The 25530-nt window shown below is 67.6% G+C and carries 21 protein-coding genes; 11 read left to right on the top strand and 10 right to left on the bottom strand.

Annotation, left to right across the window (positions count from 1 at the left end; genetic code table 11):
• Nucleotides 1–573 precede the first annotated feature (573 nt).
• From DIE23_RS14475 to DIE23_RS14465, 3 genes are read left to right on the top strand one after another with little or no spacing between them, the layout of a single operon-like run.
• A complete protein-coding gene (locus DIE23_RS14475; RefSeq protein ID WP_124612745.1) occupies nucleotides 574–3303 on the top strand; it encodes a xanthine dehydrogenase family protein molybdopterin-binding subunit in 2730 nt (909 codons plus the stop codon).
• Nucleotides 3300–3818: a (2Fe-2S)-binding protein gene (locus tag DIE23_RS14470; protein WP_124612744.1), complete on the top strand. Its 519-nt coding sequence runs from the start codon at nucleotides 3300–3302 to the stop codon at nucleotides 3816–3818. Before DIE23_RS14475 ends, DIE23_RS14470 begins: the two co-directional genes overlap by 4 nt.
• Nucleotides 3815–4798: a hypothetical protein gene (locus tag DIE23_RS14465; protein ID WP_124612743.1), complete on the top strand. Its 984-nt coding sequence runs from the start codon at nucleotides 3815–3817 to the stop codon at nucleotides 4796–4798. The genes DIE23_RS14470 and DIE23_RS14465 overlap by 4 nt, the downstream gene beginning before the upstream one ends.
• A gap of 120 nt (nucleotides 4799–4918) precedes the next feature.
• Here DIE23_RS14465 and DIE23_RS14460 read toward each other — a convergent pair whose 3' ends face one another.
• From DIE23_RS14460 to DIE23_RS14440, 5 genes are all read right to left on the bottom strand, one after another.
• Nucleotides 4919–5878, bottom strand: coding sequence for a transporter (locus tag DIE23_RS14460; protein ID WP_124612742.1), 960 nt, complete (start codon nucleotides 5876–5878; stop codon nucleotides 4919–4921).
• Nucleotides 5879–5911: 33 nt separating this feature from the next.
• Complete coding sequence (locus DIE23_RS14455; RefSeq protein WP_124612741.1) at nucleotides 5912–6439, bottom strand: flavin reductase family protein; 528 nt, start codon at nucleotides 6437–6439, stop codon at nucleotides 5912–5914.
• Between the two features lie 5 nt (nucleotides 6440–6444).
• Nucleotides 6445–7683, bottom strand: a complete 1239-nt coding sequence (locus tag DIE23_RS14450; protein ID WP_124612740.1) for a styrene monooxygenase/indole monooxygenase family protein — start codon at nucleotides 7681–7683, stop codon at nucleotides 6445–6447.
• A gap of 64 nt (nucleotides 7684–7747) precedes the next feature.
• The gene (locus DIE23_RS14445) at nucleotides 7748–8536 is read right to left on the bottom strand and encodes an SDR family oxidoreductase (protein ID WP_124612739.1); all 789 of its coding nucleotides are present in this window, start codon (nucleotides 8534–8536) and stop codon (nucleotides 7748–7750) included.
• 70 nt (nucleotides 8537–8606) lie between these two features.
• Nucleotides 8607–9836, bottom strand: a complete 1230-nt coding sequence (locus DIE23_RS14440; protein WP_124612738.1) for a dienelactone hydrolase family protein — start codon at nucleotides 9834–9836, stop codon at nucleotides 8607–8609.
• A gap of 354 nt (nucleotides 9837–10190) precedes the next feature.
• Between DIE23_RS14440 and DIE23_RS14435 the strand changes: the two genes are divergently transcribed.
• Nucleotides 10191–11216, top strand: a complete 1026-nt coding sequence (locus DIE23_RS14435; protein WP_124612737.1) for an AraC family transcriptional regulator — start codon at nucleotides 10191–10193, stop codon at nucleotides 11214–11216.
• Nucleotides 11217–11388: 172 nt separating this feature from the next.
• Nucleotides 11389–12582, top strand: coding sequence for an NnrS family protein (locus DIE23_RS14430; RefSeq protein ID WP_124612736.1), 1194 nt, complete (start codon nucleotides 11389–11391; stop codon nucleotides 12580–12582).
• Nucleotides 12583–12790: 208 nt separating this feature from the next.
• On the opposite strand, the gene DIE23_RS14425 is transcribed toward DIE23_RS14430, so the two are convergent.
• From DIE23_RS14425 to DIE23_RS14415, 3 genes are all read right to left on the bottom strand, one after another.
• Nucleotides 12791–13900, bottom strand: coding sequence for an S-(hydroxymethyl)glutathione dehydrogenase/class III alcohol dehydrogenase (locus DIE23_RS14425; RefSeq protein ID WP_124612735.1), 1110 nt, complete (start codon nucleotides 13898–13900; stop codon nucleotides 12791–12793).
• Between the two features lie 56 nt (nucleotides 13901–13956).
• Entirely contained in the window at nucleotides 13957–14232 is a 276-nt protein-coding gene (gene frmR, locus DIE23_RS14420) for a formaldehyde-responsive transcriptional repressor FrmR (protein ID WP_006753040.1), read from the bottom strand.
• A gap of 186 nt (nucleotides 14233–14418) precedes the next feature.
• Nucleotides 14419–15381: a LysR substrate-binding domain-containing protein gene (locus tag DIE23_RS14415; RefSeq protein WP_124612734.1), complete on the bottom strand. Its 963-nt coding sequence runs from the start codon at nucleotides 15379–15381 to the stop codon at nucleotides 14419–14421.
• A gap of 146 nt (nucleotides 15382–15527) precedes the next feature.
• On the opposite strand from DIE23_RS14415, the gene DIE23_RS14410 reads away from it, so the two are divergent.
• From DIE23_RS14410 to DIE23_RS14400, 3 genes are read left to right on the top strand one after another with little or no spacing between them, the layout of a single operon-like run.
• Nucleotides 15528–16697 carry a M20 aminoacylase family protein gene (locus DIE23_RS14410; RefSeq protein ID WP_124612733.1) on the top strand — a complete coding sequence of 390 codons (1170 nt, stop codon included), beginning with the start codon at nucleotides 15528–15530 and terminating at the stop codon, nucleotides 16695–16697.
• Nucleotides 16698–16750: 53 nt separating this feature from the next.
• On the top strand, nucleotides 16751–17545 hold the full coding sequence (locus DIE23_RS14405) for an ABC transporter substrate-binding protein (RefSeq protein ID WP_124612732.1): 795 nt from the start codon (nucleotides 16751–16753) through the stop codon (nucleotides 17543–17545).
• 55 nt (nucleotides 17546–17600) lie between these two features.
• On the top strand, nucleotides 17601–18785 hold the full coding sequence (locus DIE23_RS14400) for a porin (RefSeq protein WP_124612731.1): 1185 nt from the start codon (nucleotides 17601–17603) through the stop codon (nucleotides 18783–18785).
• Between the two features lie 164 nt (nucleotides 18786–18949).
• Here DIE23_RS14400 and DIE23_RS14395 read toward each other — a convergent pair whose 3' ends face one another.
• The gene (locus DIE23_RS14395) at nucleotides 18950–20038 is read right to left on the bottom strand and encodes an aldose epimerase family protein (RefSeq protein ID WP_124612730.1); all 1089 of its coding nucleotides are present in this window, start codon (nucleotides 20036–20038) and stop codon (nucleotides 18950–18952) included.
• Between the two features lie 27 nt (nucleotides 20039–20065).
• A complete protein-coding gene (locus DIE23_RS14390; RefSeq protein ID WP_124612729.1) occupies nucleotides 20066–21259 on the bottom strand; it encodes a DNA-binding transcriptional regulator in 1194 nt (397 codons plus the stop codon).
• Nucleotides 21260–21523: 264 nt separating this feature from the next.
• Here DIE23_RS14390 and xylA point away from each other — a divergent pair, with 264 nt between their 5' ends.
• From xylA to xylF, 3 genes are all read left to right on the top strand, one after another.
• On the top strand, nucleotides 21524–22846 hold the full coding sequence (gene xylA, locus DIE23_RS14380; protein ID WP_124612728.1) for a xylose isomerase: 1323 nt from the start codon (nucleotides 21524–21526) through the stop codon (nucleotides 22844–22846).
• 4 nt (nucleotides 22847–22850) lie between these two features.
• Nucleotides 22851–24329 (top strand): xylulokinase, encoded by a 1479-nt coding sequence (gene xylB, locus DIE23_RS14375; protein WP_124612727.1) that lies wholly within the window; start codon nucleotides 22851–22853, stop codon nucleotides 24327–24329.
• Between the two features lie 110 nt (nucleotides 24330–24439).
• Entirely contained in the window at nucleotides 24440–25468 is a 1029-nt protein-coding gene (xylF, locus tag DIE23_RS14370) for a D-xylose ABC transporter substrate-binding protein (protein WP_124612726.1), read from the top strand.
• Nucleotides 25469–25530 lie beyond the last annotated feature (62 nt).

The following is a 25530-nucleotide window of genomic DNA, read 5'->3' as shown; positions in this document are numbered from 1 at the left end:
CTCCTGTTACGAAAGTGAATTGTAACGACGGCGACGAGTCCCGGTCGGCACCGAAACAGCCGGCTGGAGGCGGTCCTTCCGGCCGACGCGCGGGAACACATCGATCCATGTTCCGCATGCGCCATGTGACCCGAAAATCTCCTTGAAATCCCCGCTTCGAATTCCTAGCATTATTCAAAATCAGAACTGAATCACGGCGGGAACGGGACGCGCATTCGGCCTCCCGGAGATATCCAGAAAAGCACTTGAAAATCAAGCGACTGTCCGACGATAAGGAAAACAGGCCGGTCATGCACGATCAAGTCCGGGGGAATCATGAACAAGCAAGCAGCGATGTGCACGCGGCCCGATGCTTCGTCGAGCAGGCGCTCGGTCGCACGGCACGGTCCCGGGCACCCGCCGCGCGGCGTTGCGCGTCACTTTCCCCCCGATTCCTGACCGCCGGCGCACCCGACCGCGCCCGGAACACCGCTTTCTCACCGATACCCTGCGCATCGGCCCGCACGCGGCCGGCGTGGCGACGCGCGTCGCGCAATCGCAGGACGATATAACAATTCGAACGAGGGACGCAGCATGGCAATCCATGTGCCTGTGACACGCCGGACGTTTCTGAAGCTGGCCGGTAGCGGCGCCGTCGTCGCCGTTTCGGTCACCCATTTGCCGGCCGTCGTACTCGCCGCGGGCGAGGCGCAGGCCGATGCGAACGGCCCGAGCTGGGCGCCCGTGCCCGGCAAGGCGCGCTGGCGAATCGACGGCATGCCGAAGGTAACGGGACAGAAGATCTACGCGCGCGACTTCAAGTCCCGCGACTTCGTCGGCTGGCCGCAGCAGGAAAACTGGCTCTATGCGCTGCGCTGCGACCGGGTCGACGCCGTGTACCAAGGCTACGACCTCGGGGTGCTGCCGCAGGAACTGCGACCGATCGCCGTCGTCGACAACGCATTGCTGAGCGCGCGCCGGATCGCCCTTGCGCCGGAATCCGATCCGATCGCGAACCAGGACATCTACTGGCTCGCGCGGGCCGGCTATCCGGCGGACTGCTACGGGCAGCCGGCCGCGCTGCTGATCTTCGAGAACTTCGACGTCTATCGCCGCGCGAAGAAACTGCTCGACTTCAATCGCGGCGTGATCCGCTACGGCGCGCCGGTCGGCCCGGGAAAGGCCGCACCGGTCGTGCCGTATTCGCCCGTGACCATCTACGTGCGAGACGACGAACGACGGTTCAACTACGTCGACAACTACCAGACCGACAGCAGCGGCAAGCCGACCGCGAAGTACCTGGAGGAACGCGAGGCGGCGGTCGCCAACATCGACGCGACGGTTGCGCGCAATGCGGCCGCCGGCGCGTGGATCGGCGTTCGGGCGACCGGCGACGATGGCTTCGAGACGCCGGCGATGGACCCGATGTTCATGGAACCCGAGGCGGGACTCGCATGGTACGACGCGTCGGCCACGAAAATCAGCCTCGTGCTCGGCACGCAGTCGGCGAACGACGACGCGAACGGCGCGTGCGCGCTGTTCGACGGCAGCGACGTCCCGGTCAAGGAGGCGCATGTCATCGCGTGTTACCCGGGTGGCGGCTTTGGCGGACGCGACAAGTCCTATTTCCCGCTGTATCTGGCGCTTGCGGCACCGTTCGCGAAGGGCGCGCTGCGCTGGCAGCAGTCGCGTTACGAACAATTCCAGGTCGGCCTGAAACGCTGCGAGACGCAGTTTTCCGAATCGCTGTGGTTCGACCGTCGCGGCAAGCTCGAGGCGATCACCTGCGATTTCCTGATGAACGGCGGCGGGAAGAAGAACTTGTCGCCGTACGTCGCGCAGCTTGCCGCGTTGAGCGCGATGAGCTGCTACGAGATCCCGCGCGCACGCGCGCAGGCCGCATCGACCTACACGCGGGAAGTCTTCGGCGGGTCGCAGCGCGGCTTCGGCGGGCCGCAGGCGTTCATGGCGATCGAGACGCTGATGGACGAGGCCGCGCGCCGGCTCGGGCTGTCGCCGTTCGAGATCCGGCGCGCCAATCTGCTCGGCAAGGCGCCCGGTCTCGGCAAGGGGCGCGCGATCACGGGTGCGCCGATCCTGTTCGACCTGCAGCTCGACGCGCTGCTCGACCGGCTCGAGCGTCATCCGCTATGGCTCGAGCGCGAGCAGACGCGTGCCGAGCGCAACGCGCGCAACCTTCGCTATGGCGTCGGCCTCGCGATGGCGAACGAGGCGTACGGCACGTCAGGCGACGGGATGTTCGGGATGGTGCAGATCCTGCCCGACAGCAGCCTGCGCGTGGTCACGCCGTATACCGACATGGGCAACGGCGCGGCCACGACGCTCGGTCTCGCGCCGGCCGATTTTCTCGGGCAAAACGCGCAAACGATTGCGATGAGCGAGATCGGACCGTTCAACGCGCTCGGGCTCAACCCGAAGGACAAGCCGGGCGATCCGAAGTGGGTGCGCTACAACTATGGTTCGTCGAGCGCGTGCCTCGGCGCATTCCATCAGTACCACGCGGTAAAGGGCGCCGCGCAGGCGCTGTTTCTGCAAAGCGTGCTGCCGGCCGCGCGCGCATGGTGGGGCGTGCCCGTCGGGGTCGCGGACGTGCGCTGGGTCGATCGCACGCTCGTCGCGAACGGCCTCGCACCCATATCGTGGCCGGTGCTGCTCGGCACGATCAGGAAGCTGGGCCTGCAGACGGTCGCGGCCGTGCATGCGAGCTATGCCGGGTACTTCTGGAAGGGCACCTATCCGTTCGCGTCCGGCAGTGCGCAGATCGACTACGACTACGTGGCGGTCGGCCTCGACCCGTATCACCTGGCGCCGTTGCAGCGCGTGCTGCAGCCGCCGCCAGTCAATACCACGCTCTACGGGCGCACGACCTATGCGCCGTCGGCGACGCTCGTCGCGGTGGCCGTCGATCCGGCGACCGGGCGCGTGAAGGTCGAACGCGTGGTGACGGCCGTGAGCGTCGGCCGGCAGTTGTCGCCGGAACTTGTCGAAGGGCAGTCGCAGGGCGCGGTCGCGATGGGGATCGGCAACGTGCTGACCGAGACCTGTCCGCTCGGGCCCGACGGACCGGGCGGCGGCCGATGGAATCTCGATCGCTACGAGGTCACGCGGCTGCCGGACATCCCCGTGCAGGAGCTGATCGCATTGCCGCCGCCGGCCGGCGATCCGGCGAATGCACGCGGCATCGCGGAAGCGGTGATGTGTCCGATCGCGCCGGCGCTGCTCAATGCGCTCGCGATGGCGACGGGCCGACGGTTCCGGGTGACGCCCGTGACACCGGAGAAGATTCGGGAGGCACTGCAATGAGCAATCCGGTCCGGATGACCATCAACGGCAAGCCCGTCGAGGCGGACGCCGCCGACGGCGACATGAACCTCATCGACTTCCTGCACGAGCGGCGGGACCTGACGGGCACGAAGCTGTGCTGTGGCATCGGCGTGTGCCGCGCGTGCACGGTCGGCGTGCGCAACGCGCCCGATGCGCCGATGGAAAAGACGCTGTCGTGCTCGACGCCGGTCAGTGCGATGGCGGGCATGCACGTGTACACGATCGAAGGGCTCGCGCAGGGCGGTGCGCTGTCGCCGCTGCAGCAGAGCTTTCTCGAGTCGTTCGCGTTCCAGTGCGGCTACTGCGCGTCGGGCTTCCTGATGGCCGCGACCGCGATGCTCGATCATCTGCGCGCGCAACCGGTGCACGAGCGCGATCTGGACGCGATGATCGAAACCTGGGTTGGCGGCAATATCTGTCGTTGCACCGGCTACGTCAAGTACATCGAGGCCATTCGCAAGGTGGCGCTGCGCTACACGAAGGGGGCGGCATGACGACGAGAAACTGCGTCGCCGCGCTGGCGACGCTGCTGGCCGTGCAGGTCGCGCCGGTCGCGCTCGCGGCGGAAAACGGCGATGCCTCGCTGCATGAGTATGCGCAGCAGTGCACCGACGAAATCGGCGAGATTCCCGCGTTCGATTGCAACGCCGGCACCGATGTGCCGATCACCGTCAACGGCCGCGTGCCCGCGCGCTACGCGGCGCACATGACGTGCGATCGCCCGGCGCTGCTGCCGTATGACGCGCCGACGTCCGGGCAGTGCACACCTTATTCGAAGATTCTCGACCTGTCCCACGGCGACACGCAGATCTCGGCGTTTTGCCGTCGCAAGCAGATCCGCGCGAACCGCAGCACGTACTACGACGAAGTCGACATCGTGCTGCATCATGCAGGCACCGGCAAGACCTGCTGGTTTCATGCGGAGAAGGGCGGCACGGCCGGCATGAACGCATCGCGGGTGCCGCCGCCGAACGAAACGACGCCGCCGCCCGGCCATCCGTCCGCGGCCGAGTTCTGGTGGAAGCCGGCCGCGACCGCGACGAAGCGCTGCGTGTCGTGTCACGATGCGAGCCCGGTCATGTACAGCCCGTGGATCGGGCAGGTGTGGAACAAGGTGCCGACCGATCCGTGGGGCAAGTATGTGAATCTCGGCGCCGACTTCGCGTCGTGGACATCGCATGCAATCAGCACACCCGGCAACACCTGCATCGGCTGTCACCGGATCGGCGACCAGAACAGCTGCAAGATCTACGTGCCGCTCGCCGCCGGGCTGCTGCCGCCGCCGAAAGGCAGCAACGCGCGCGCGAGCCGGTATCCGCTGACGCACTGGATGCCGATCGACAACAACAAGAGCCTCTACGAATGGAATGCGGCGAACGTGAAGTCGGTGAGCGACCTGCTCGAATGCTGTTCGGCACGGGGCAGGAACGATCCGAAGTGCAGCTTCACGCCGGCGGCGCAGGCGGCCAAATAGGCCGCCCGCGATTGGCGCGCCGGCCCGTCACGGCCGCCCCCTCGCCGCAGGCGTGCGTTTCATGCGTCGTGCGGTATCGGCCTGCGGCGCGACTGACAGGCCGGGTTGCCCGCCATCGTGTCACTGAAAGTGATGCACGTACCGCAATACCATTCGCGTGCCCTGCGGGCGGTTGCGCGCATAGACCTCGAAGTACGCGTTGAACATCAGGTGATCCTGCGGCGAGAAGCTGTACATCGCACCCGGCCCGATCGCCAGCACGGCTTCCCGCGTGCCGGACACATCCTGCCCGTTCACCTTCATGTCGGTGGTCTGGCGCAGCCAGTAGCCGTTGAGCCCCAGCCGCAGCCCGGGCCGCACTTCATACTCGGTCGCGAAGTTCGCATGAACGGCCTGGCCGGCCTGCGTCGACGTCACGTCGGGTCCGAGCGCGGTCGCCGGCTCGTGATTGGTCGCGTTCCACAGATAGTGCAGGCGCCACGACACGGTCCACTTCGGCGTGACCCAGAACGTCGCGGCCCAGTACGGATCGAACGACCAGAAATGGCTGCCCGGATTGATCGCGCGCGCCGGATCGTATGCGCCGGTCGGCGCGATGAACTGGAATTCCACCCGCTGCGCAAAGCGTGGCCCCTGCGCGCCCATTACCGGATCGAACTGGATGAACGGACCGACCAGCAGATCGCCGAACCCGGCACGCGAATTCAGCGCGACGTTGCCGATCCCGTCGTTCGTATGCACGGACGCCACCCACGGCAGGATCACGTCGAGCCCCGGATGCATGCCGCCGAACGTCAGCGGCGACTGGTACACGAGCTGGCTCAGCCCCGCGAACAGGTCGATGTCCTGCTTCGGCAGCCCGACCTTGTTGCCGGCGTTGTCGTTGATGCGTCCGGCCGTGTAGTACTCGAGATACTGCGTGCCGTACCAACCGGTGCCGGCCGGCGGCATCCCGTCGAGGAAGCTGGTCATCCCCAGGTTGACCGACGGCAGGTCGGTCGCATGCGCCGGCGCGTGCCCGGTCAGGCCGGCGAACACGAGGCCTGCGATCGCAAGCAGGCGAGAGCCGCATTTCATCATCACCACCTCCTGAATGTTTATTTGTATAACTAATCAAACGGCGCGAGAAAGATCGGGGTGTGCCGAGATCGCGCGGTACTGGCCCGCATGGAACACGAGCGGTGCGTGGCCGAACGCAGCGAATTCCTCGATCTGCCCGATGAACAGCAGGTGATCGCCGCCTTCGTAATGGCCGACATGGCGGCACACGAAACGCGCGCTCGCGCCGTCGAGGCAGGGCACGCCGCCCGCATCGGCGTCCACGTGCGGCACGCCGTCGAACTTGTCGGCGCTCGGGGTCGCGAAACGGCGCGACAGCTCGATCTGGTCGTGCGCGAGGATATTGATCGCGAAGTGCGTGGCCGCGACGAAATCCGGACGGCTCGGCGCGACCTTGCGCAGGCTCCACAGCACGAGCGGCGGGTCGAGCGACAGCGAGGAGAACGAATTGGCGGTGAGGCCGACCTTGCGCCCGTCCGGCGAACGCGTGGTGATCACGGTGACGCCGGTCGGGAACTGCCCGAACGCGGCGCGCAATTGCTGCGGGTCGAGGGCCGGATGGCAGGAAGCGGTGGTGTCCATGGCGTTTACTCCGAACGTGCGGCGTGTTCGCGGATCAGCGCCGCGCAGGCCGACGGGTCGAACCACCACGGCGCGAACTGGCGCGGATCGTCGAAACCGTCGACGATCGTCGCGGCGAGCGAAGGCAGCTGGCCGGCGGCGCCGAGCAGCTCGAGGATGTGCGGCGGCGGCGGCGTGAGCAGCGAGTTGGTCCAGCGCACGACGTGCTGCGCATACGCCCAGTAGCGTTCGAACGTGTCGTGCATCCAGCCTTCGTCGAACGGCTCGCCTTCGCGTGCGAGGATCGCGTCGCCGTACACCTTCGCGCATTTCGCCGCATTGTTCGAACCCTGGCCGGTGATCGGATCGTTGACGACCACCGCATCGGCCATGCCGAACACGGTGCGGCCCGACGGCAGGCGGAAGAACGGCTTGCGCACGGTCGGCGTGAAGCGCCCGGACAGCGTGCCGTTCGGATCGGTGAGCTCGACGTCGCGGCTGCGCTCGAATTCCCACGGCACGTACTGCTGCAGGAACGACAGGCTGCGGTCGAGATGCTGCTCGGGCGTCTTCACGTCGGCCCAGCAGTCGAGCGGGCCGCCGGGGATCCCTTCGAACACCATGATTTCGCACGGGCCGGTCGTGGTCAGCGCGGGAAACACGAAGTATTCGCCGATGCCGGGCAGCAGATTGAAGCGCACACGCGAATACGGCTGGCTCGGCGTCATGCCTTTCACGTAGGTGAGGGCCAGCGCGCGTTGCGGGCGCTCGAACGCGCTGCGCGCGTCGTCGCGGCCCAGCAGGTTCACGATTTCGCCCTTGCCGGCCGCGAGCAGCACGAGATCGTGGCTGCGCGCGAGGTCCTCGAGCTCCGGCACGCCGACGTCGCAGATGCGCACGTCCGCGCCGCGGCGCCGGATCGCGTCGAGCCAGTCGGCCATCTTCACGCGCTGGTCGACCGATTGCGCGTAGCGGGTCAACCGCGACGACCAGTCGATCGCCTTGCGGCCGCCGCCTTCGGGATGCGGTACCGCGACGCCGATGCCTTCGATGGACGGGCACGCTTCTTCCCAGGTGTTCAGGCCGAGATCGCGCTCGATCTGCAGCGCGGTATGGAACATGCACTGGCTCGACATGACCTTGCCGGCCCGGATCTGTTCCGCGTCGCGGTTGGTCGCGAGCGTGACGTGATAACCCTGGTCGAGCAGCGTGAAGGCGAGTTGCAGGCCGGACTGGCCGGCGCCGACGATAGCGATGCGTTTCATGATGAAATCCTTCGTATAACGAATTACTTGAGCCGGAATATGAACCGGGAGAAACGACTTTCGGCTACTCGGCCAGCCGCGGAATCGCCGGCACCGCCTGCTCGGGGCCCATCGCGGAATAGCCGCCGTCCACCGCGTAGTCGGCGCCCGTCACGAAGCTCGCCGCGTCGCTGCACAGGAACGTGACGACCTGCGCGACTTCCGACGGATCGCCGACGCGGCCGAGCAGATGAAACGGCGCGGCCACGCGATCGGTCTTCGCGCGGTCGCCGTGCGTCAGCTCGTCCATCACGCGCGACCACGTCCATCCCGGCGACACCGAGTTGACGCGAATCCGGTCGGTGGCGAGATCCATGGCCATGCTGCGCGTGAGCTGGCGCATCGCGGCCTTCGAGGTCGGGTAGAGCCAGCGGCCGGTCTGCGCGCATTGCGCGGAGATCGAACTGAAGTTCACGATCGCGCCGCCGCCGCGCCGCGTCAGGTACGGATGCACGGCCTTGACCAGCATCGCGGCCGACACGACGTTGACGTCCATTGCCGCAAGCCAGTCGCGGCGCGACGCCTGGATGCCGTTGTCGACGTAGCTGCAGGCCAGGTTGACCAGCAGGTCGATCGAGCCGAAGCGTTCGGCGACGGCCGACACCGCACGTTCGATCGCGCGGTCGTCGGTGATGTCGGTCGCGATGAACGTCCCGCGTTCGCCGAGGGTGTCGGCGACGCGCGCGCCGTTTTCCGCATCGAGATCGAGGATCGCGACGCACGCGCCGGCGCGGCTCAGGTCCTGCGCGACGGCGGCGCCGATCAGCGTGGCGCCGCCGGTGACGATCGCGACTTTGCCAGCAAGGGCAGTCATGGGGTGTCTCCTGGAATGATTGTGTGAAGGCGGCGTGCGTTCGGCGCGCCGCCTGCGGATCCGTCGGCCATCACGCGCTGTCGTGCCAGCGCTGCATCAGCCCGTTCGACGGCACGGTTTCGTCGAGCAGCTTGCGCGCCGTTTCGACACCGGCGACGGGCAGCCCGGCCGCGTCGAGCAGGCCGATCTGCACGAGCACGCTCGCCTGGTCCCAATAGATGTGTTCGTGATACAGCTTGTCGCCGCGGAACTTGACGATCGCGACGAGCGGAATCTCGACGCGTTTGCCGGTCGGCGCGACGCCGGGCAGCATCCAGTCGATCTCGGTCGTATGCGTGAAGCAGAACAGCAGTTCGTCGACGATCTGGCTCGCGCCGACCGTGCGCGAGATCGGCGTGATCGTCGTGTCCGGCGGGTTCGCATGCACGAAGTGATGCGTGTAGAAGCGCTTGAGCTCGTCGTAGCCGACGCCGCCCGTCAGCGTCGGAATATGGTTCACGTAAGGCTGCGGGACCATCGTGGCCATCGTCGCGTCGACGTTGCGCGTGTCGAATTCGTGCCGGAGGTGTTCTTCCCACAGTGTGGACAGGTCGTAGTGCGGGCCGAGCGCCGCGCGGAACGCCGCGATCGCGCGCTGGTGCGCCATGACGGCGGCCGCCTTGTCGAAATGATCGCCGCCGATGCGCGCGAACGCATGATCGACGCCCGGGTAAACGTATACCTCGACGCCGTCGCGCCCCGCCAGCGCGGCGGCGATGCGCTGCTGCGCGTCGGGCGGGCAGAAGCGGTCCTGCGCGGCGATCTGCAGCACGAGCCGGCCGCGCAGATGCGCGGCCTCGTCGAGCGCGTGCTCGATCCCCACGCCGTAATAGCTGACGGCGGCGGCCACGTTCGGCAGCCGGCATGCGGCGAGATAGGCGAGCTTGCCGCCGAGACAGTAGCCGAGCACGCCGGCCTGGCCGGTGCATTCCGGCCGTTGCGTCAGCACGGCCAGCGCCGCGGCGACGTCCTCGACGCCCTTGTTTTCGTCGTACTCGCGGTACAGCGCCATCGCGCGCTCGAAGTCGGCCGTCGAGTAACCGAGTTCGACACCGGGCGCCTGGCGCCAGAACAGGTCGGGCACGAGCACCGTGTAGCCTTCCTCGGCGTAATAATCGGCGACGTCGCGCATCGTCGCGTTCGCGCCGAAGATCTCGTGACACAGCACGATGCCCGGCCCCGTGCCGCCGGCCGGCGTGCTCAGGTATGCGCGAAACGTCCCGCCGTCCGGCGACGGGATCTCGATGTGTCGTCCTTGCATGTGTCCCTCCATTCTGTTCGTGACTGGCATGGGCCCAGTATTGGCGGACGAAACGCGCGTTTCTATCCGCTTTCTTCGGCCGGTATCCGCGAATTCCGGAAACCTGCGGTTCGGCCCGCCGCGCCGGGGCCGGAACGCGGCGCACTGCGGGTATGTGCGGATGCGGAAGGCCCGCGCAGTTTTCTACGATGCGTGAGCGGTCCGCTTCTTGCGTCAGGTGCGCAGGGCTTGCGTAGTGTAACGAGGCGGACTGTCCGGATACTCCGGACGCTATCCGGATCGTGCGACGGGCTTCCCCGGAATCGGGAACGCGTGCACAGCGCAGGTGCGATCAAGCACGACGGGAGAACTTCGATGGGGCAATTTTCCGGAACGGGCTGGCTGGGCGAGGCCGCCTGTTTCAATCACGACACGCTGCTGCTGCAGTCGAACGACGTCGACGAGGTGCGAGCGCGGGTGGCGGACGTGTTCAAGCCGCATCGGCTCACGCTGACCGGCGCTTCGCACGCGCTGCACAGCCGCATGCACCATGCGCGCTGGGGCAATCTGTCGCTGAATCTGCTCGACTACGGCGGCGAGGTGTCGATCGAACCGGGTCCGCTCGAGCACTTCTATCTGTTGCAGATTCCGCTGCGCGGCGACGCCGAGATCGAATGCGGCGCGACGCGTTTCGTGTCGTCGCCCGACACCGCGTCGCTGCTGTCGCCGACGCTGTCGCTCCGGATGCGGTGGGGCGAGGCGTGCCCGCAAGTGATCCTGCGCATCGAGCGGGAGGTGATGGAGCGGCATGCGCAGCGGCATTTCGGCGGCGAGCGGCGCGTGCCGGTGGAGTTCGAGCCGGAATTCAGCCTGTCGTCGCAGCAGGGCGCGTGCCTCGCGCAAATGCTGCCGATGCTGGCCGACGCGATCGCAACCGACGGGCATCCGCTGCGCCATCCGCTCGCGTTCGAACAGCTCGAATCGACGCTGTTCAACCTGTTGCTGTACGGCCAGCCGAACAGCGCACGCAACGGCACACGGCCCGCGCCGGCACCGCTCGCGCCGTTCTATGTGCGGCGCGTCGAGGAATACGTGCGCGCGCATCTCGACGAGCCGCTGACGATCGAACGGCTCGCCGAACTCGCCGGCGTCAGCCCGAGCACGCTGTTCGCCGGATTCCGCAATCGCCATGGCATCACGCCGATGGCATTCGTGCGCCAGTTGCGTCTGCAACATGTGCGCGACGAACTGAGCGACGATGCGACACCGGGGCTCGCGTCGGTGACGGACATCGCGCTGAAATGGGGCTTCGCGCACCTCGGGCGGTTCGCGATCGACTACAAGCGCGCGTTCGGGGAATCGCCGTCGGCCACGCTCCGGATGCGGCGCGTGCGCTGCTGACGGGGCAGCCGCAACGCAGGCTCGCGGGTGCAAGTCTGGCACAGGCGTGAAGCGCGAGCTTGACGCATGTCATGAACGCGGACGATGCCACCGCGCCGCGTAGGGGCACGCCCCCTTCTCGCGCGTCACGGCGCTAGGATGAATGACGTCATCCTCGATAGCCGGAGCGCACATGAAGATCAGCGAACCGATGCGGGCCCCGTCGGCGCCCGATACGCCGCCGTTGCTGCAGCTTGGCCTGCGACCTTTCTATCTGACCGGCGCGCTGTTCGCGAGCATGGCCGTCGCGGTGTGGCTCGCGGCCTGGCACGGCGCCCCCGTTGCCGGGCGTGCCGGCGCGATGACGGGGCTCATGTGGCATGTGCACGAGATGATCTTCGGCTTCGTCGCCGCGATCGTCGTCGGCTTCCTGTTGACCGCCACGCGAGCCTGGACGTCGCGCGAAACGCTGCGCGGCCCGGCGCTCGCGGCGCTGTGGCTGCTTTGGCTGGCCGGACGCGTGCTCGTCTGGTCGGGGCCGGCGACGCTTGCGGCCGTCGTCGATTCGCTGTTCCTGCCGGTGACGGCCGTCGTGCTGTTGCGCGTGCTGATTTCGGCGAAGAACCGGCACAACGTGTTCCTGCCGGTCGCGCTGCTGCTGTTCGGCGCGTTGAACGTGCTGTTCCATGCAGCCGTGATGACGGGGCGGGCCGATCTCGCGCTGCGTACCGCGTACGCGGCGACGGGGCTGGTCGTGTTCTTCGTCGCGGTGATCACCGGACGCATCGTGCCGATGTTCACGATGAACGCGATTCCCGGGTTCACGATTCGCCGCTTCAGGATCGTGGACGCGCTCGCGGCCCCGGCGGTCGCGCTGACGCTGTTCGCGGATGCGCTCGGTGCGCCCGCCACGCTGCTGATCGTCGCGGCGCTCGCCACCGCCGTGCTGCATGCGTGGCGCCTCGCAGGATGGCATTCGTGGCGTGTCGGCAAGCGGCCGATCGTGTGGATCCTGCACGTGTCCTGTCTGTGGATTCCGGTCGGCTTCGTGCTGCTCGCGCTATCGTTCGCCGGCGTGGTCGTGCACTCGCTCGCCGTGCATGCGTTGACCGTCGGCGCGATCGGCGGCGCGATCATCGCGATGATCACGCGCACGGCGCTCGGCCACACGGGGCGCATGCTCGTCGCGGGCCCGTGGGAGCAGCTGTGTTACTGGCTGGTGATCGGTGCGGCCGTCATTCGCGTGTTCGGGCCGCTCATGCCGCGTGTACCGTACGCGGTCTGGCTCGATATGTCGGGCGCGTGCTGGATCGTCGCGTTCGTGGCGTACGCGGTTCACTATGCGCCGTTCCTGATCTCGCCGCGTGCGGACGGTCGACAGGATTGACGCTGGCGCGTCGGCGGATCGGTAGCGGGAGCGCAGGACGCAGCGGCAGACGCGCATTGCGCGCGTGGCAGCGGATGATGTGGCGGTGACCGTGGTCTGACTGGCGATGTTTTCGGCGCATGCGACGCCGCCGGCAAGCATCGCTGCTTGCCGGCGGCGGCTTCACGCAACGAGACCGGTTGCTGCAGCCGGTCTCGTTGCGCGTGGTTCAGAAATGCACGACGGTCCGGATGGACTTGCCTTCGTGCATCAGGTCGAACGCTTCGTTGATGCCGGTGAGCGGCTTCGTGTGCGTGACGAACGGTGCGAGCTGGATCGCGCCGGCCATCGCGTCCTCGACCATGCCCGGCAGTTCGGAGCGGCCCTTGACGCCACCGAATGCCGTGCCCAGCCAGCGGCGACCGGTGACGAGCTGGAACGGGCGCGTGGAGATTTCCTGGCCGGCGCCCGCGACGCCGATGATGACGGACTGGCCCCAGCCGCGGTGCGCGCATTCGAGCGCGGCGCGCATCACGTTGACGTTGCCGATGCACTCGAAGCTGTGGTCGACGCCCCAGCCGGTCATTTCGACGATCACCTGCTGGATGGGTTTTTCGTGATCCTTCGGGTTCACGCAGTCGGTGGCGCCGAACACGCGCGCGAGGTCGAACTTGCCGGGGTTGGTGTCAATCGCGATGATGCGGCTAGCCTTCGCGAGCTTGGCACCCTGGATCACCGCGAGACCGATGCCGCCGAGGCCGAACACGGCCACGGTGTCGCCTTCCTGCACCTTGGCCGTGTTCTTCACCGCGCCGAGGCCGGTCGTGACGCCGCAGCCCAGCAGGCAGACCTGCTCCGGGTTCGCGTCCGGGTTGATCTTCGCAAGCGACACTTCGGCGACGACCGTGTATTCGCTGAACGTCGAGCAGCCCATGTAGTGATAGATCGGCTGGCCGTTGTAGCTGAAACGCGTGGTGCCGTCGGGCATCACGCCCTTGCCCTGGGTGGCGCGCACCGACACGCACAGATTGGTCTTGCCGCTCTTGCAGAACAGGCACTCGCCGCATTCGGCGGTGTAGAGCGGAATGACGTGGTCGCCGGGTTTCACGCTGGTCACGCCTTCGCCGACTTCCACCACGATGCCGGCGCCTTCATGGCCCAGCACGGCGGGGAAGAGGCCTTCGGGATCGTCGCCCGACAGCGTGAAGGCGTCCGTGTGGCAGACGCCGGTATGGGTGATCTTGACGAGCACTTCGCCCTTGCGGGGCGGTTCGACGTCGATTTCGACGATCTGCAGCGGCTTACCCGCCTCGAACGCAACTGCGGCACGTGATTTCATGGCATTCCTAGTAAAAAAATCATCGAATGGATCGGACGTCGACGATCCTGCATCGGTCAGCGCAAGTAGGACCGAACGAGGGTCACGATATCGTCGATCGATCCGGACGAGGGCCGCGGGGCGTCCGCGAGCTGGGTGAATTCCTCGCGCAAATGGCTTTCGAGCACGCCGGCCATCACGCCGTTGATCGCGCCTCGGATGGCAGCCAGTTGCTGAAGTATCGGACCACAGTCTGCTCCCTCCTCGAGCGCCTGCTCGAGCGCGTTCAGTTGCCCGCGAACGCGGCGCACGCGGGTCAGGACGCGTTTCTTTTCTTCGGGGGAATGCGGCATGGGGCAGGTGGTTTCCGGATACTGGGGGGCAGTATAGAACAATGTGATGCGGAGGTATACGGGATGATTCCCGGGGGCGCGGCGCGGCGGGCCGCCTCCGGGAACGGGAAGGGTAGTCAGCCGGAAAAATGCGTGACGGTTTTGATGGCGTCCTCGCGATTCCCGCCGGCGCCATTCGTCGTCAGGTCAGATCAGCAGCGTGAGCGTGCGGAACAACGCGAGATCCTCCTTCCGCGCCGACCGCGCATGCCGCCGGATCGTCTGCAGCAGGCAGTCGATGAAGCAGCGCGCGGCGTCGCTCAACGTGCTGCTGCGGCGCGTGACGATGCCGAGTTCGCTCGGCTCGAAGCGCTCCTTCAGCGACAGCACGCGCATCCGCTCGCCGAACGGCGGCACCGCCGCGAGGATCGTCGGGCACCACGTGCACATGCCGGCCTGTTCGAGCATCGTCTGCAGCATCGCGACCGACTGCGCGCGCACGATGTGCCGTTCGTCGATCCGCGCGCCGTGCCGCGTGAACAGATGGTCGACCAGCGCGGCCTGGCCGTCGGCCGACGAGTTCAGCACCCAGTCGCAATCGAGCAGGTCGTGCACGGACTTCGCGCGTTCGCGCGGATGCCCGGCGCGCACCATCACCGACGTCTCGTAGCGCAGCAGCGGCTCGAACGCGAACTCCTGCGCGCCGCTGCCGGCCTGCACGTGGCCGAGCGCGAAATCCATGCTGCCGTCGCGCAGCAGCGGTTGCGCGACGGCCATCAGCGCTTCGTAGAGCTCGAGGCGCACGTCGGGCATCCGCTCGCGAAACTGCAGCACGGTTTCCGCGAGGAACGTCATCGTCAGCCACGGCGTGACGCCGACGCTCAGCCGCCCCTCGACGCGCCCGCGCATCCGTTCGAGATCGCTTTGCGCATGCTCGAGCTGCTTGAGCACGAGTTTCGCGTGCGTGAGCAGGGTCTTCCCGTATTCGGTGAAGCCGATGCCTTCCGGCGCGCGCACCAGCAGCGGCAGGCGCTCGCTGGCTTCCAGCTCGCGCAGCGCGCGCGTGACGGCCGCCTGCGACAACCCGAGCGTGCGTGCCGCGCCGCGGATGCTCCCGGCCTCCGCGCTCGCGACGAGCGCCTGCAACTGATGCAGCTTGATCGTGCTCATGGTGCTGATGGTGCGATGCCTGACAATGAAAGGTTGTCATCATAACGAAACTGCAGCTGTTCGCCGGCTTTTTCGCTGCCTACGATCTCGCCAACGATCTGCCATTCCGGCGGTCGGCAATCGGCACGTAACGAGGAGTATCGGGGTTGGATCGAGCACGTATTCCGCCTGAAATGGCGGCCATCGAGACGGAGATGATCGCGCTGCGCCACCGGCTGCACGCGCATCCGGAGCTCGGTTTCGAGGAACACGCGACGAGCGGGCTCGTCGCCGACTGCCTGACAACATGGGGTTATCGGGTGACGCGCGGCCTCGGCGGCACCGGCGTGGTCGGCACGCTCACGCGCGGCACCGGGAAGCGGCTCGGGCTGCGCGCGGACATGGATGCGCTGCCGATCCGCGAGACGACCGGGCTCCCGCATGCGAGCCGGCACGACGGCGTGATGCATGCGTGCGGCCACGACGGTCATACGGCGATGCTGCTCGCGGCGGCCCGCTGCCTGGCCGAGCGCGGGCGCTTCAGCGGCACGCTGAACCTGATTTTCCAGCCGGCGGAGGAAGGGCTCGGCGGCGCGAAGCGGATGCTCGACGACGGGCTGTTTACGCAGTTCCCGTGCGATGCCGTGTTCGCGATGCATAACGTGCCGGGCCTGCCGGCCGGCGTGCTCGGCTTCTGCGACGGCCCGGCGATGGCGTCGGCCGATGAGGTGCGCGTGCGCGTGACCGGGCGCGGCGGCCATGGCGCGGCGCCGCACACGACGATCGATCCGGTGGTCGTGTGCGCGTCGATCGTGATGGCGCTGCAGACCGTCGTGTCGCGCAACGTGAATCCGCAGGAACTGGCGATCGTCACGACCGGCTCGATCCACGCGGGCACCGCATCGAACGTGATTCCGCCGCATGCGGATCTCGAACTGAGCGTGCGTGCGCTGTCGCCGGACGTGCGCGCGCTGCTCGAACGGCGCATTCGCGCGATCGTGCACGGCCAGGCCGGCAGCTATGGCGCGACGGCCGAGATCGACTATCGCCACGGCTATCCGGTGCTCGTCAATCATGCAGCGCAAACCGCGTTCGCCCGCGATGTGGCGCGCGAATGGGGCGGCGACGACGCGCTGATTCCGCATCTGCGGCCGATCGCGGCGAGCGAGGACTTCGCGTTCATGCTCGAGGCCTGCCCGGGCAGCTACCTGTCGATCGGCAACGGCGACGGCGCGGCCGGCTGCGGGCTGCACCACCCCGGCTACGACTTCAACGATGCGTGCCTCGCGACGGGCGCGAGTTACTGGATCGCGCTCGCCGAGCGCTACCTCGCGTGAGGCGGACGGACCGGTTCGATTCACCTTCAACGATGGCAACAAGGAGACTGGCAATGAAACAATGGATGGCGGCGCTCGCGGTGGCGCTGACGGCAACGACGGTGGCAGCGGGCGCGCAGGCCGGCGACTGGACGGGCAAGGAGATCCGCCTCGCGGTCGATCCCACGTACCCGCCGCTCGAATACAAGCAGCCCGACGGCACGCTGACCGGTTTCGGGATCGACATCACGAATGCGTTGTGCGCTGAGCTGCATGCGCGCTGCGTATGGGTCGAGTCGAGTTTCGACGGGATGATTCCGGGGCTGCTCGCGCGCAAGTTCGACGTGATCGCGTCGTCGATGACGATCACGCCGAAGCGGATGCAGCAGATCGCGTTCACGAACCGGATCTCGAATGCGCCGGCGCGGCTGATCGCGCGCAAGGGTTCGCCGCTGCTGCCGACGGCCGCGTCGCTGAAGGGCAAGCGGGTCGGCGTCGAGCAAGGTTCCGCGCAGGCCGACTATGCGATCGCGAACTGGCAGCCGACCGGCGTGCAGATCGAGTCGTACCAGAACCAGGACCAGGTCTATGCCGATCTGGTGACCGGGCGGCTCGACGCGGCGTTCCAGGCATCGATCGCGGCCAGCGACGGCTTCCTGAAGAAGCCGCAGGGCAAGGATTTCATGTTCGTCGGCGCGGCGTTCGACGACGCGAAGTATTTCGGGCAGGGCGACGGCCTCGGGCTGCGCAAGCAGGACACCGACCTGCGCGATGCATTCAACCGCGCGCTGGCGACGATCCTCGCGAACGGCACGTATCAGCGGATCAACCGCAAGTACTTCGACTTCGACATCTACGGCACGAAGTAAGCCACGCCGCACCGTGGCAGGTGGGTAGCGCTCGATATATCAATAAGGAAAACGAATGAACTGGAGATTGTTTTTCGTCGCGATGCCGGCACTCTGTGCGGCGCCGGCCTTCGCGCAAGGCAGCGTCACGCTGTACGGGCTGGTGGATGCGGGCATCGACTATACGAACAACGTCGGCGGCCACGGTGCGTGGCAGATGGCGAGCGGCTTCGCGCAGGGCAGCCGCTGGGGGCTGAAGGGTACCGAGGATCTCGGCGGCGGCTACAGCGCGCTGTTCCAGATCGAGAACGGCTTCAACGTGAACAGCGGCACGCTCGCGCAGGGCGGCCGCATGTTCGGGCGGCAGGCTTACGTCGGGCTCGGCAGCGCGCGCTTCGGCACGCTGACGCTCGGCCGGCAATATGACGCGGTCGTCGACTATCTCGCGCCGACGACCGCGAACGGCAGCTGGGGCGTCTATCCGTTCTCGCATCCGCTTGACAACGACAACACCGGCAACACGTTCCGCGTGAACAACACGGTCAAGTATGCGAGCCCGGATTTTGCCGGCTTCTCGTTCGGCGGCACGTACAGCTTCAGCAACGACACCGGGTTCGCGAACAACCGGCAGTGGAGCGTCGGCGCGCAGTACGAGCAGGGCGGCCTGCTCGTCGGCGCGGCGTTCCTGAATGCGGACAACCCGGGTGCGACGGCCGGCGGCGCGATCGCGGGCTCGGGGTCGGTCGGCGCGGATGCGAACTTCGCGTCGGCGCGGCTGCGGATCTTCGGGGCGGGCGTCAACTACACGGCCGGGCCCGTGACGGTCGAGTTCGCCTACACGAACAGCAACGTCACGCGGCCGACCGCGAACGTCGGCTACCTGTTCGGCGACGAGACGATCGAGCCCGTCTCGGGGCCGCTCGCGGGCGGCACGGTCACGGCGATCAAGTATCAGAACTTCGAAGTGAACGGCAAGTACCAGTTCATGCCGGCGTTCTTCTTGGGCGCGCAGTATGTGTATACGACCGTGCGCTACGACGCGACCACCGGCAGCGTGAAACCGAAGATCCATTCGATCGGGCTGATGGCCGACTACACCCTGTCGAAGCGCACCGACGTCTACCTGATGGGCGCGTACCAGCGGGTGGCTGGCGACGCGACCGGTTCGTCGCTCGATCAGGCGGTTATCCCGGGGGCGGCCGATCTGTCGTCGACGTCGAAGCAGTTGATGGTGCATGCGGGGATTCGGCACAAGTTCTGACGGAGGCGGGCGGGAAGGGTGGCGGGTTGCCGCCCTCCTGGTTCATGCCGGGTCGACTGCGTCGACCGGCTTCGAATTCCACATCGCAGTACGTGAACCAGATCGAGCGCAGCGCAGCCGCCGATGCCTACGCAAAGAACGCGTGCGTTGCCTACTATCTGGCGCTATGCGCGCACCCCGACCCGATAACGCGTCGTCTGCCGATAGGTGCCGCCCGGGCTGAGGATGGTTTCGTCGCGCAACGCGTCCATGTGGACCTGGTTCGGAAAGAACCCGGCTTCGACGCACAGCGCCGCGTGCCGTCGGCAAGCCACACCGCCGTTCACGCGCACACCGTCCAGATAGTTGCCCGTATAAAGCTGCAACCCGCGCTGATCCGTCGACACGGCAAGCTCCCGGCCGCTTTCCGGATCGTAGATCGATGCGACGGGCCGCACGTCGCGCCCATGGTCGCGCAGCACGTAGCAGTGGTCGAACCCGCGCCCGCGCGTGAGCTGCGCGTGCGGCCAGTCGAGGCGGGCGCCGATCGGCGCGCTCTGCCGGAAATCGAACGCGCTGCCCGTCACGTCGGCGGTGCCGGTCGGGATCAGCGCATCGTCCACTTCGACGAACGCGTCGGCGTCGATCTGCAGCAGGTGGCCGCGCACGTCGCTGCCCGCGCGTCCGCTCAGGTTGAAGTAGCTGTGATTCGTCAGGTTCAGCGGCGTCGGCGCATCGGTCACGCCCGCATAGTCGATCGTCAGCGTGCCGTCGTCGTCGAGCATGTAGCGCACCTGCACGCTCACGTTGCCGGGGAAGCCCGCATCGCCTTCCGGCGAATCGAGCCGCAGCGTCAGCCCGCCGTGGTCGTCGACCACGTCCCAGCGCGCGCGGTGAAAGCCGCTCGCACCGCCGTGCAGCAGGTTGCCGTTCTCGTTGCGGTCGAGCATGTAGTCGATGCCGTCGAGCGTGAAGCGCGCATTTGCGATCCGGTTCGCCCAGCGGCCGACCGTCGCGCCGAGGTACGCACCCGATTCGAGGTAGTCGGCCGGCGTGTCGTGGGCCAGCACGATATCGGCGAAGCGCCCGGTGCGGTCGGGGGCGAGCCACGACACGACGGTCGCGCCGAGATCGCTGACGACGACGCGCATGCCGTGCGCGTTGCGCAGCGTGTAGCGCCGCACCGGATCGCCGCCGGGCAGCGTGCCCCACGGCTCGGACGGAATGCGGCCGACATCGGCTGACGGGCGGGAAGAGTCGGTATCGATATGCATGAGTGGGTTCGCTCGTGGGCGGTGAATTCAGTGAGCCGACGCCGCGCGTTCCTGGTATTCGCGCGGCGTGCAGCCGAGTTCGCGGCGGAACACCGCGTACATGTATTGCAGCGACGTGAAGCCGCAACGAATCGCGACTTCCGCGCTCGACGCATTGCGGCCCGCGAGCAGCGCCTGCGCGGCCTCGAGCTTGTGACGCAGGATTTCCTGGTGCACGGTGCGCTGCAGTTCGCGCCGGAAGTGCTCTTCGAGCAGCGAGCGCGACACGCCGACATAGTCGGCGACCTGCTCGGTCTTGATCCCCTGGCATGCGTACTGCCGGATGAAATGCCGCGCGCGCATCACGTGCGGGCTCGCGAGCGGCTGGTGGCGCGTCGATTCGAGCACGTTGATGCCGACCGGCGGCACGAGGATGCGCTGTCCGGGAAAACGCGCGCCGCGCAGCATCCGGTGCAGCAGGTGCGCGGCGGTGCGGCCCATTTCCTCGGTGCCCTGGATCACCGAGGACAACGGAATGCGCGTCAGTGTGCGCGTGAGCGGATCGTTGTCGATGCCGATGATCGCGACCTGTTCCGGCACCGCGATGCCGGCGATCAGGCACGCCTGCAGCAGATGCCGCGCGCGCGCATCGGTGACGGCGATCACGCCGACGGGCTTCGGCAGCGCATGCAGCCAGTCGATCAACTGCTCGATCGCGTGATTCCAGCCCGACGCACTGGTCGACAGGCCGCGGTAGATGGGCGCGTCGAGCCCGTCCGCGCGCGCGAGCCGGTCGAACGCAAGCTCGCGCTGCTGCGCCCAGCGGTTCTCCTGCGCGACCGGCAGGCTGTACATCGCGAAATGCGCGAGCCCCGCGCCGATCAGGTGCGTATAGGCGAGCGACACGAGCTTGGGGTTGTCGGTCGCAATATATGGGACGCCGTCCGGGTACTGCGCCGGATCCTCGTACGACGAGCCGACCGCGACGATCGGCAGCGGCGAGCCGGCGAGCGCGTCGGCGACGGCCGGATCGTCGAAGTCCGCGATGATGCCGTCGCCGTCGAAGCGCTCGATGCCGGCGAGCCGACAGCGGAAGTCGTCTTCGAGGAACAGGTCCCACACGACACGCGTCGTGTGCAGGTACTGGCCGATGCCGCTGATGATCTCGCGGTCGTAGACCTTGTTCGCGTTGAACAGCAGCGCGATGCGGTGCGGTGTCTGGGCGGAAGGGGCGCGGGTCATGTCGGTCTCGGGGCGGGCGCCGCTCGGGCGCCGTGCCGTTGTCTCCGTGGCGCGCGGGCGGCGCCGCGCGGTTCTCTGGTGTCCGGCGATTGTAGGACGGAACGCGGGCCGCGCGAGCGCGGCTGGCAAGAAACGTTAAGCGTGCTGCGCAATTTCGCAATTGCCCGCCGGCAGGTGCGCGGGCACGATCCAGCCAACCGGATTCGGCCGCGTGCATCGACGCGATGCGCGTTGCGCCGCAACAAGACCATGCACGGAGACGCCATGTCGTATTTCGAACACATTCCCGCGATTCGCTACGAAGGTCCGCAGTCGGACAACCCGCTGGCTTACCACCACTACGACGCCGAGAAGCGCGTGCTCGGCAAGACGCTCGCCGAGCATCTGCGGATCGCGGTCTGTTACTGGCACACGTTCGTCTGGCCGGGCCACGACATCTTCGGGCAGGGCGCGTTCCGGCGGCCGTGGCAGCAGCCGGGCGACGCGCTCGAGCGGGCGCGGATGAAGGCGGATGCGGCATTCGAATTCTTCACGAAGCTCGGCACGCCGTTCTATACGTTCCACGACACCGACGTCGCGCCGGAGGGCGACAGCCTGCGCGAGTACGCGGCCAATTTCGCGCGGATGGTCGATTATCTCGGCGAGCGCCAGCAGGCGAGCGGCGTGCGGCTGCTGTGGGGCACCGCGAACCTGTTCTCGCACCCGCGCTTCGCGGCGGGTGCCGCGACGAACCCGAATCCCGACGTGTTCGCGTGGGCCGCGACCCAGGTGTGCCATGCGCTCGACGCGACGCATCGGCTTGGTGGCGAGAACTACGTGCTGTGGGGCGGCCGGGAAGGGTACGAGACGCTGCTCAATACCGACCTGAAGCGCGAGCGCGAGCAGTTCGCGCGCTTCCTGTCGATGGTCGTCGAGCACAAGCACCGGATCGGCTTCAACGGCGCGCTGCTGATCGAGCCGAAGCCGCAGGAGCCGACCAAGCATCAGTACGACTACGACGTGGCGACCGTGCACGGCTTTCTCGTGCAGTACGGACTGCAGAACGAGATTCGCGTGAACATCGAGGCGAACCACGCGACGCTCGCCGGTCATTCCTTCCATCACGAGATCGCGAACGCATTCGCGCTCGGCGTGTTCGGCAGCGTCGACGCGAACCGCGGCGACCCGCAGAACGGCTGGGATACCGACCAGTTCCCGAACAGCGTCGAGGAGCTGACGCTCGCGTTCTACGAGATCCTGCGCCACGGCGGCTTCACGACCGGCGGGATGAACTTCGACGCGAAGGTGCGGCGCCAGAGCGTCGATCCGGAAGACCTGTTCCACGGCCACGTCGGCGCGATCGACGTGCTCGCGCTCGCGCTCGAACGCGCGGCGGTGCTGGTCGAGAACGACCGGCTCGATGCGCTGCGCCGGCAACGCTACGCGCAATGGGACGATGCGTTCGGCCGCAAGATCCTGTCGGGCGGCTACACGCTGCAGTCGCTCGCGGACGATGCGCTCGCACGCGGCGTGGACCCGCGGCATGCGAGCGGCGCGCAGGAGCGGCTCGAGAACATCGTGAACCAGGCGATCTACGGGCTGCGCTGACACCATGTATCTCGGACTCGATCTCGGCACGTCGGGCGTGAAGGCGGTGCTGCTCGACCGCGACGGCACGGTGCGGGCGAGCGCGAGCCGCCCGTTGACGGTAGGCCGGCCGCGGCCGCGCTGGTCCGAACAGGCGCCGCGCGACTGGTGGGACGCCGCATGCGGCGCGCTCGCCGCGGTCGTCGGTGAGGCCCGCGCGGCCGGTATCGATCCGCGCGGCATCGACGCGCTCGGGCTGACCGGGCAGATGCACGGCGCGACGCTGCTCGACGCACATGGCGACGTGCTGCGCCCGGCGATCCTGTGGAACGACGGCCGCGCGGACGCGGAGTGCGTGGAACTCGAGCGGCTCGCGCCCACGCTGCGCGCGGTGGCCGGCAACGTCGCGATGCCGGGCTTCACGGCGCCGAAGCTGCTGTGGGTGCGCCGTCACGAGCCCGACGTATTTGCGCGCATCGCGCACGTGCTGCTGCCGAAGGACTATCTGCGCTACCGGCTGACGGGTGCGTTCGCAACCGATCCGTCGGATGCCGCCGGCACGCTGTGGCTCGACGTCGCGAAGCGCGACTACGACGACACGCTGCTCGGCGTGTGCGGGCTGTCGCGCGCACAGATGCCGGCGGTGTTCGAAGGCAACCGCGTGACGGGCACGCTGCTGCCGGCCGTCGCGCACGCACTCGGACTGCGCGAGATCCCGGTGGTGGCCGGCGGCGGCGACAACGCGGCCGGCGCGGTGGGCGTGGGGATCGTGCGGCCCGGCGATGCACTGCTGTCGCTCGGCACGTCGGGCGTGTATTTCGCGGTGTCGGACGGGTTTCGCGCCAACCCCGAATCGGCGGTGCACAGCTTCTGTCACGCGCTGCCCGATACGTGGCACCTCATGTCGGTGATGCTGAACGCGGCCGGCTGCATCGACTTCACCGCGCAACTGACCGGTTACGACGGCGTCGCGGCGCTGCTCGCCGATGCCGAGGCGAACGCGCGCACGACCCGCCCGTGGTTCCTGCCTTACCTGAGCGGCGAGCGTACGCCGCACAACGACGTGAACGCGAAGGGCGTGTTCTACGGTCTCACGCCCGACACGCAGCGCGCGGATCTCGCGAACGCGACGCTCGAAGGCGTCGGCTTCGCGCTGCTCGACGGGATCGACGCGCTGCATGCGGCCGGGCTCGAGCCCGCCGGCATCACGGTGATCGGTGGCGGCTCGCGCAGCGCGTACTGGACGCAGATGCTCGCCGACCTGAGCGGACGCGCGCTGACGCTGCGCGCGGGCGGCGAGGTCGGTCCCGCGCTCGGTGCCGCGCGGCTCGCCCATCTCGCGGTCGAACCGGATGCGTCGCTCGACGACGTGTGCCCGCAACCGCCGATCGTCGCGGTGCGCGAGCCCGACTTCGCGCGGCACGCGTGGTATCGCGATGCGCGGCGGCCGACGTTTCGCGCGCTTTACCGCGCGCTCGAACCGGTGTTTGCGACGGGCGCATGACCGGCGGTTCGCCGGCGCGATCCCGTGCTTTGCAGTGACCCGATGCGGGCGGCCCATTCCGGCGGCCGCCCGGCGTTCGTGAGGTGGTTCCATAACAAGGAGTGGAGACAATGAAGTCCGTGACGCGTCGTACCGTATTGAGTTCGCTTGCCGGCGCCGCCGCGCTGGCGCTGTTCACGTTGGGCGCACCGCTCGCGCATGCGAGCAAGGACAAGCCCGAGATCGGCTTCTGCATCGACGACCTGCGCGTCGAGCGCTGGTCGCGCGATCGCGACTATTTCGTCGCGGCCGCGACCAAGCTCGGCGCGAAAGTGTCGGTGCAGTCGGCCGACGCGAGCGAGGAGCGGCAGATTTCCCAGATCGAGAACCTGATCTCGCGCGGCGTCGACGTGATCGTGATCGTGCCGTTCAATTCGAAGACGCTCGGCAACGTCGTCGCGGAAGCGAGGAAGGCCGGCATCAAGGTCGTGTCGTACGATCGTCTGATCCTCGACGCCGACGTCGACGCGTACATCTCGTTCGACAACCAGAAGGTCGGCGAGCTGCAGGCGCAGGGCGTGTTCGACGCGAAGCCGAAGGGCAACTACTTCCTGCTCGGCGGCGCGCCGACCGACAACAACGCGAAGATGCTGCGCGAGGGCCAGCTGAAGGTGCTGAAGCCGGCGATCGACCGCGGCGACATCAAGGTCGTCGGCCAGCAATGGGTGCCCGAGTGGAGCGCGTCGACCGCGCTGCGGATCGTCGAGGATGCGCTGACCGCGAACAACAACAAGATCGACGCGATCGTCGCATCGAACGACGGCACCGCGGGCGGCGCGATCCAGGCGCTCGCCGCGCAGCACCTGGCCGGCAAGGTGCCGGTGTCCGGGCAGGATGCGGACCTCGCGGCCGTCAAGCGCGTGATCGCCGGCACGCAGACGATGACGGTCTACAAGCCGCTGAAGCTGATCGCGAGCGAAGCCGCGAAGCTCGCGGTCGATCTCGCGAAGGGCGCGAAGCCCGCGTTCAATGCGCAATACGACAACGGGAAGAAGAAGGTCGACACGGTGCTGTTGCAGCCGACGCTGCTGACCAAGCGCAACGTCGACGTCGTCGTGAAGGACGGTTTCTACACCCAGGCCCAGCTCGCAAGCCAGTAATGGCGCGACAGGCGAGATGCACGCGGCGGCCAGGCGGGCGGCCGCGTGCGCATTGCGAGGCA

The sequence above is a fragment of the Burkholderia sp. Bp9143 genome (genome assembly GCF_003853645.1).
GTDB lineage: Bacteria > Pseudomonadota > Gammaproteobacteria > Burkholderiales > Burkholderiaceae > Burkholderia.
This window is presented reverse-complemented; position numbering and strand designations above follow the sequence as displayed.

Bases quoted from the DNA above. Each gene is read 5' to 3' on its own strand.
- DIE23_RS14475 (WP_124612745.1), top strand. From the start codon at position 574: ATGGCAATCCATGTGCCTGTGACACGCCGGACGTTTCTGAAGCTGGCC.
- DIE23_RS14470 (WP_124612744.1), top strand. From the start codon at position 3,300: ATGAGCAATCCGGTCCGGATGACCATCAACGGCAAGCCCGTCGAGGCG.
- DIE23_RS14465 (WP_124612743.1), top strand. From the start codon at position 3,815: ATGACGACGAGAAACTGCGTCGCCGCGCTGGCGACGCTGCTGGCCGTG.
- DIE23_RS14460 (WP_124612742.1), bottom strand. From the start codon at position 5,878: ATGATGAAATGCGGCTCTCGCCTGCTTGCGATCGCAGGCCTCGTGTTC.
- DIE23_RS14455 (WP_124612741.1), bottom strand. From the start codon at position 6,439: ATGGACACCACCGCTTCCTGCCATCCGGCCCTCGACCCGCAGCAATTG.
- DIE23_RS14450 (WP_124612740.1), bottom strand. From the start codon at position 7,683: ATGAAACGCATCGCTATCGTCGGCGCCGGCCAGTCCGGCCTGCAACTC.
- DIE23_RS14445 (WP_124612739.1), bottom strand. From the start codon at position 8,536: ATGACTGCCCTTGCTGGCAAAGTCGCGATCGTCACCGGCGGCGCCACG.
- DIE23_RS14440 (WP_124612738.1), bottom strand. From the start codon at position 9,836: ATGCAAGGACGACACATCGAGATCCCGTCGCCGGACGGCGGGACGTTT.
- DIE23_RS14435 (WP_124612737.1), top strand. From the start codon at position 10,191: ATGGGGCAATTTTCCGGAACGGGCTGGCTGGGCGAGGCCGCCTGTTTC.
- DIE23_RS14430 (WP_124612736.1), top strand. From the start codon at position 11,389: ATGAAGATCAGCGAACCGATGCGGGCCCCGTCGGCGCCCGATACGCCG.
- DIE23_RS14425 (WP_124612735.1), bottom strand. From the start codon at position 13,900: ATGAAATCACGTGCCGCAGTTGCGTTCGAGGCGGGTAAGCCGCTGCAG.
- frmR (WP_006753040.1), bottom strand. From the start codon at position 14,232: ATGCCGCATTCCCCCGAAGAAAAGAAACGCGTCCTGACCCGCGTGCGC.
- DIE23_RS14415 (WP_124612734.1), bottom strand. From the start codon at position 15,381: ATGAGCACGATCAAGCTGCATCAGTTGCAGGCGCTCGTCGCGAGCGCG.
- DIE23_RS14405 (WP_124612732.1), top strand. From the start codon at position 16,751: ATGAAACAATGGATGGCGGCGCTCGCGGTGGCGCTGACGGCAACGACG.
- DIE23_RS14400 (WP_124612731.1), top strand. From the start codon at position 17,601: ATGAACTGGAGATTGTTTTTCGTCGCGATGCCGGCACTCTGTGCGGCG.
- DIE23_RS14395 (WP_124612730.1), bottom strand. From the start codon at position 20,038: ATGCATATCGATACCGACTCTTCCCGCCCGTCAGCCGATGTCGGCCGC.
- DIE23_RS14390 (WP_124612729.1), bottom strand. From the start codon at position 21,259: ATGACCCGCGCCCCTTCCGCCCAGACACCGCACCGCATCGCGCTGCTG.
- xylA (WP_124612728.1), top strand. From the start codon at position 21,524: ATGTCGTATTTCGAACACATTCCCGCGATTCGCTACGAAGGTCCGCAG.
- xylB (WP_124612727.1), top strand. From the start codon at position 22,851: ATGTATCTCGGACTCGATCTCGGCACGTCGGGCGTGAAGGCGGTGCTG.
- xylF (WP_124612726.1), top strand. From the start codon at position 24,440: ATGAAGTCCGTGACGCGTCGTACCGTATTGAGTTCGCTTGCCGGCGCC.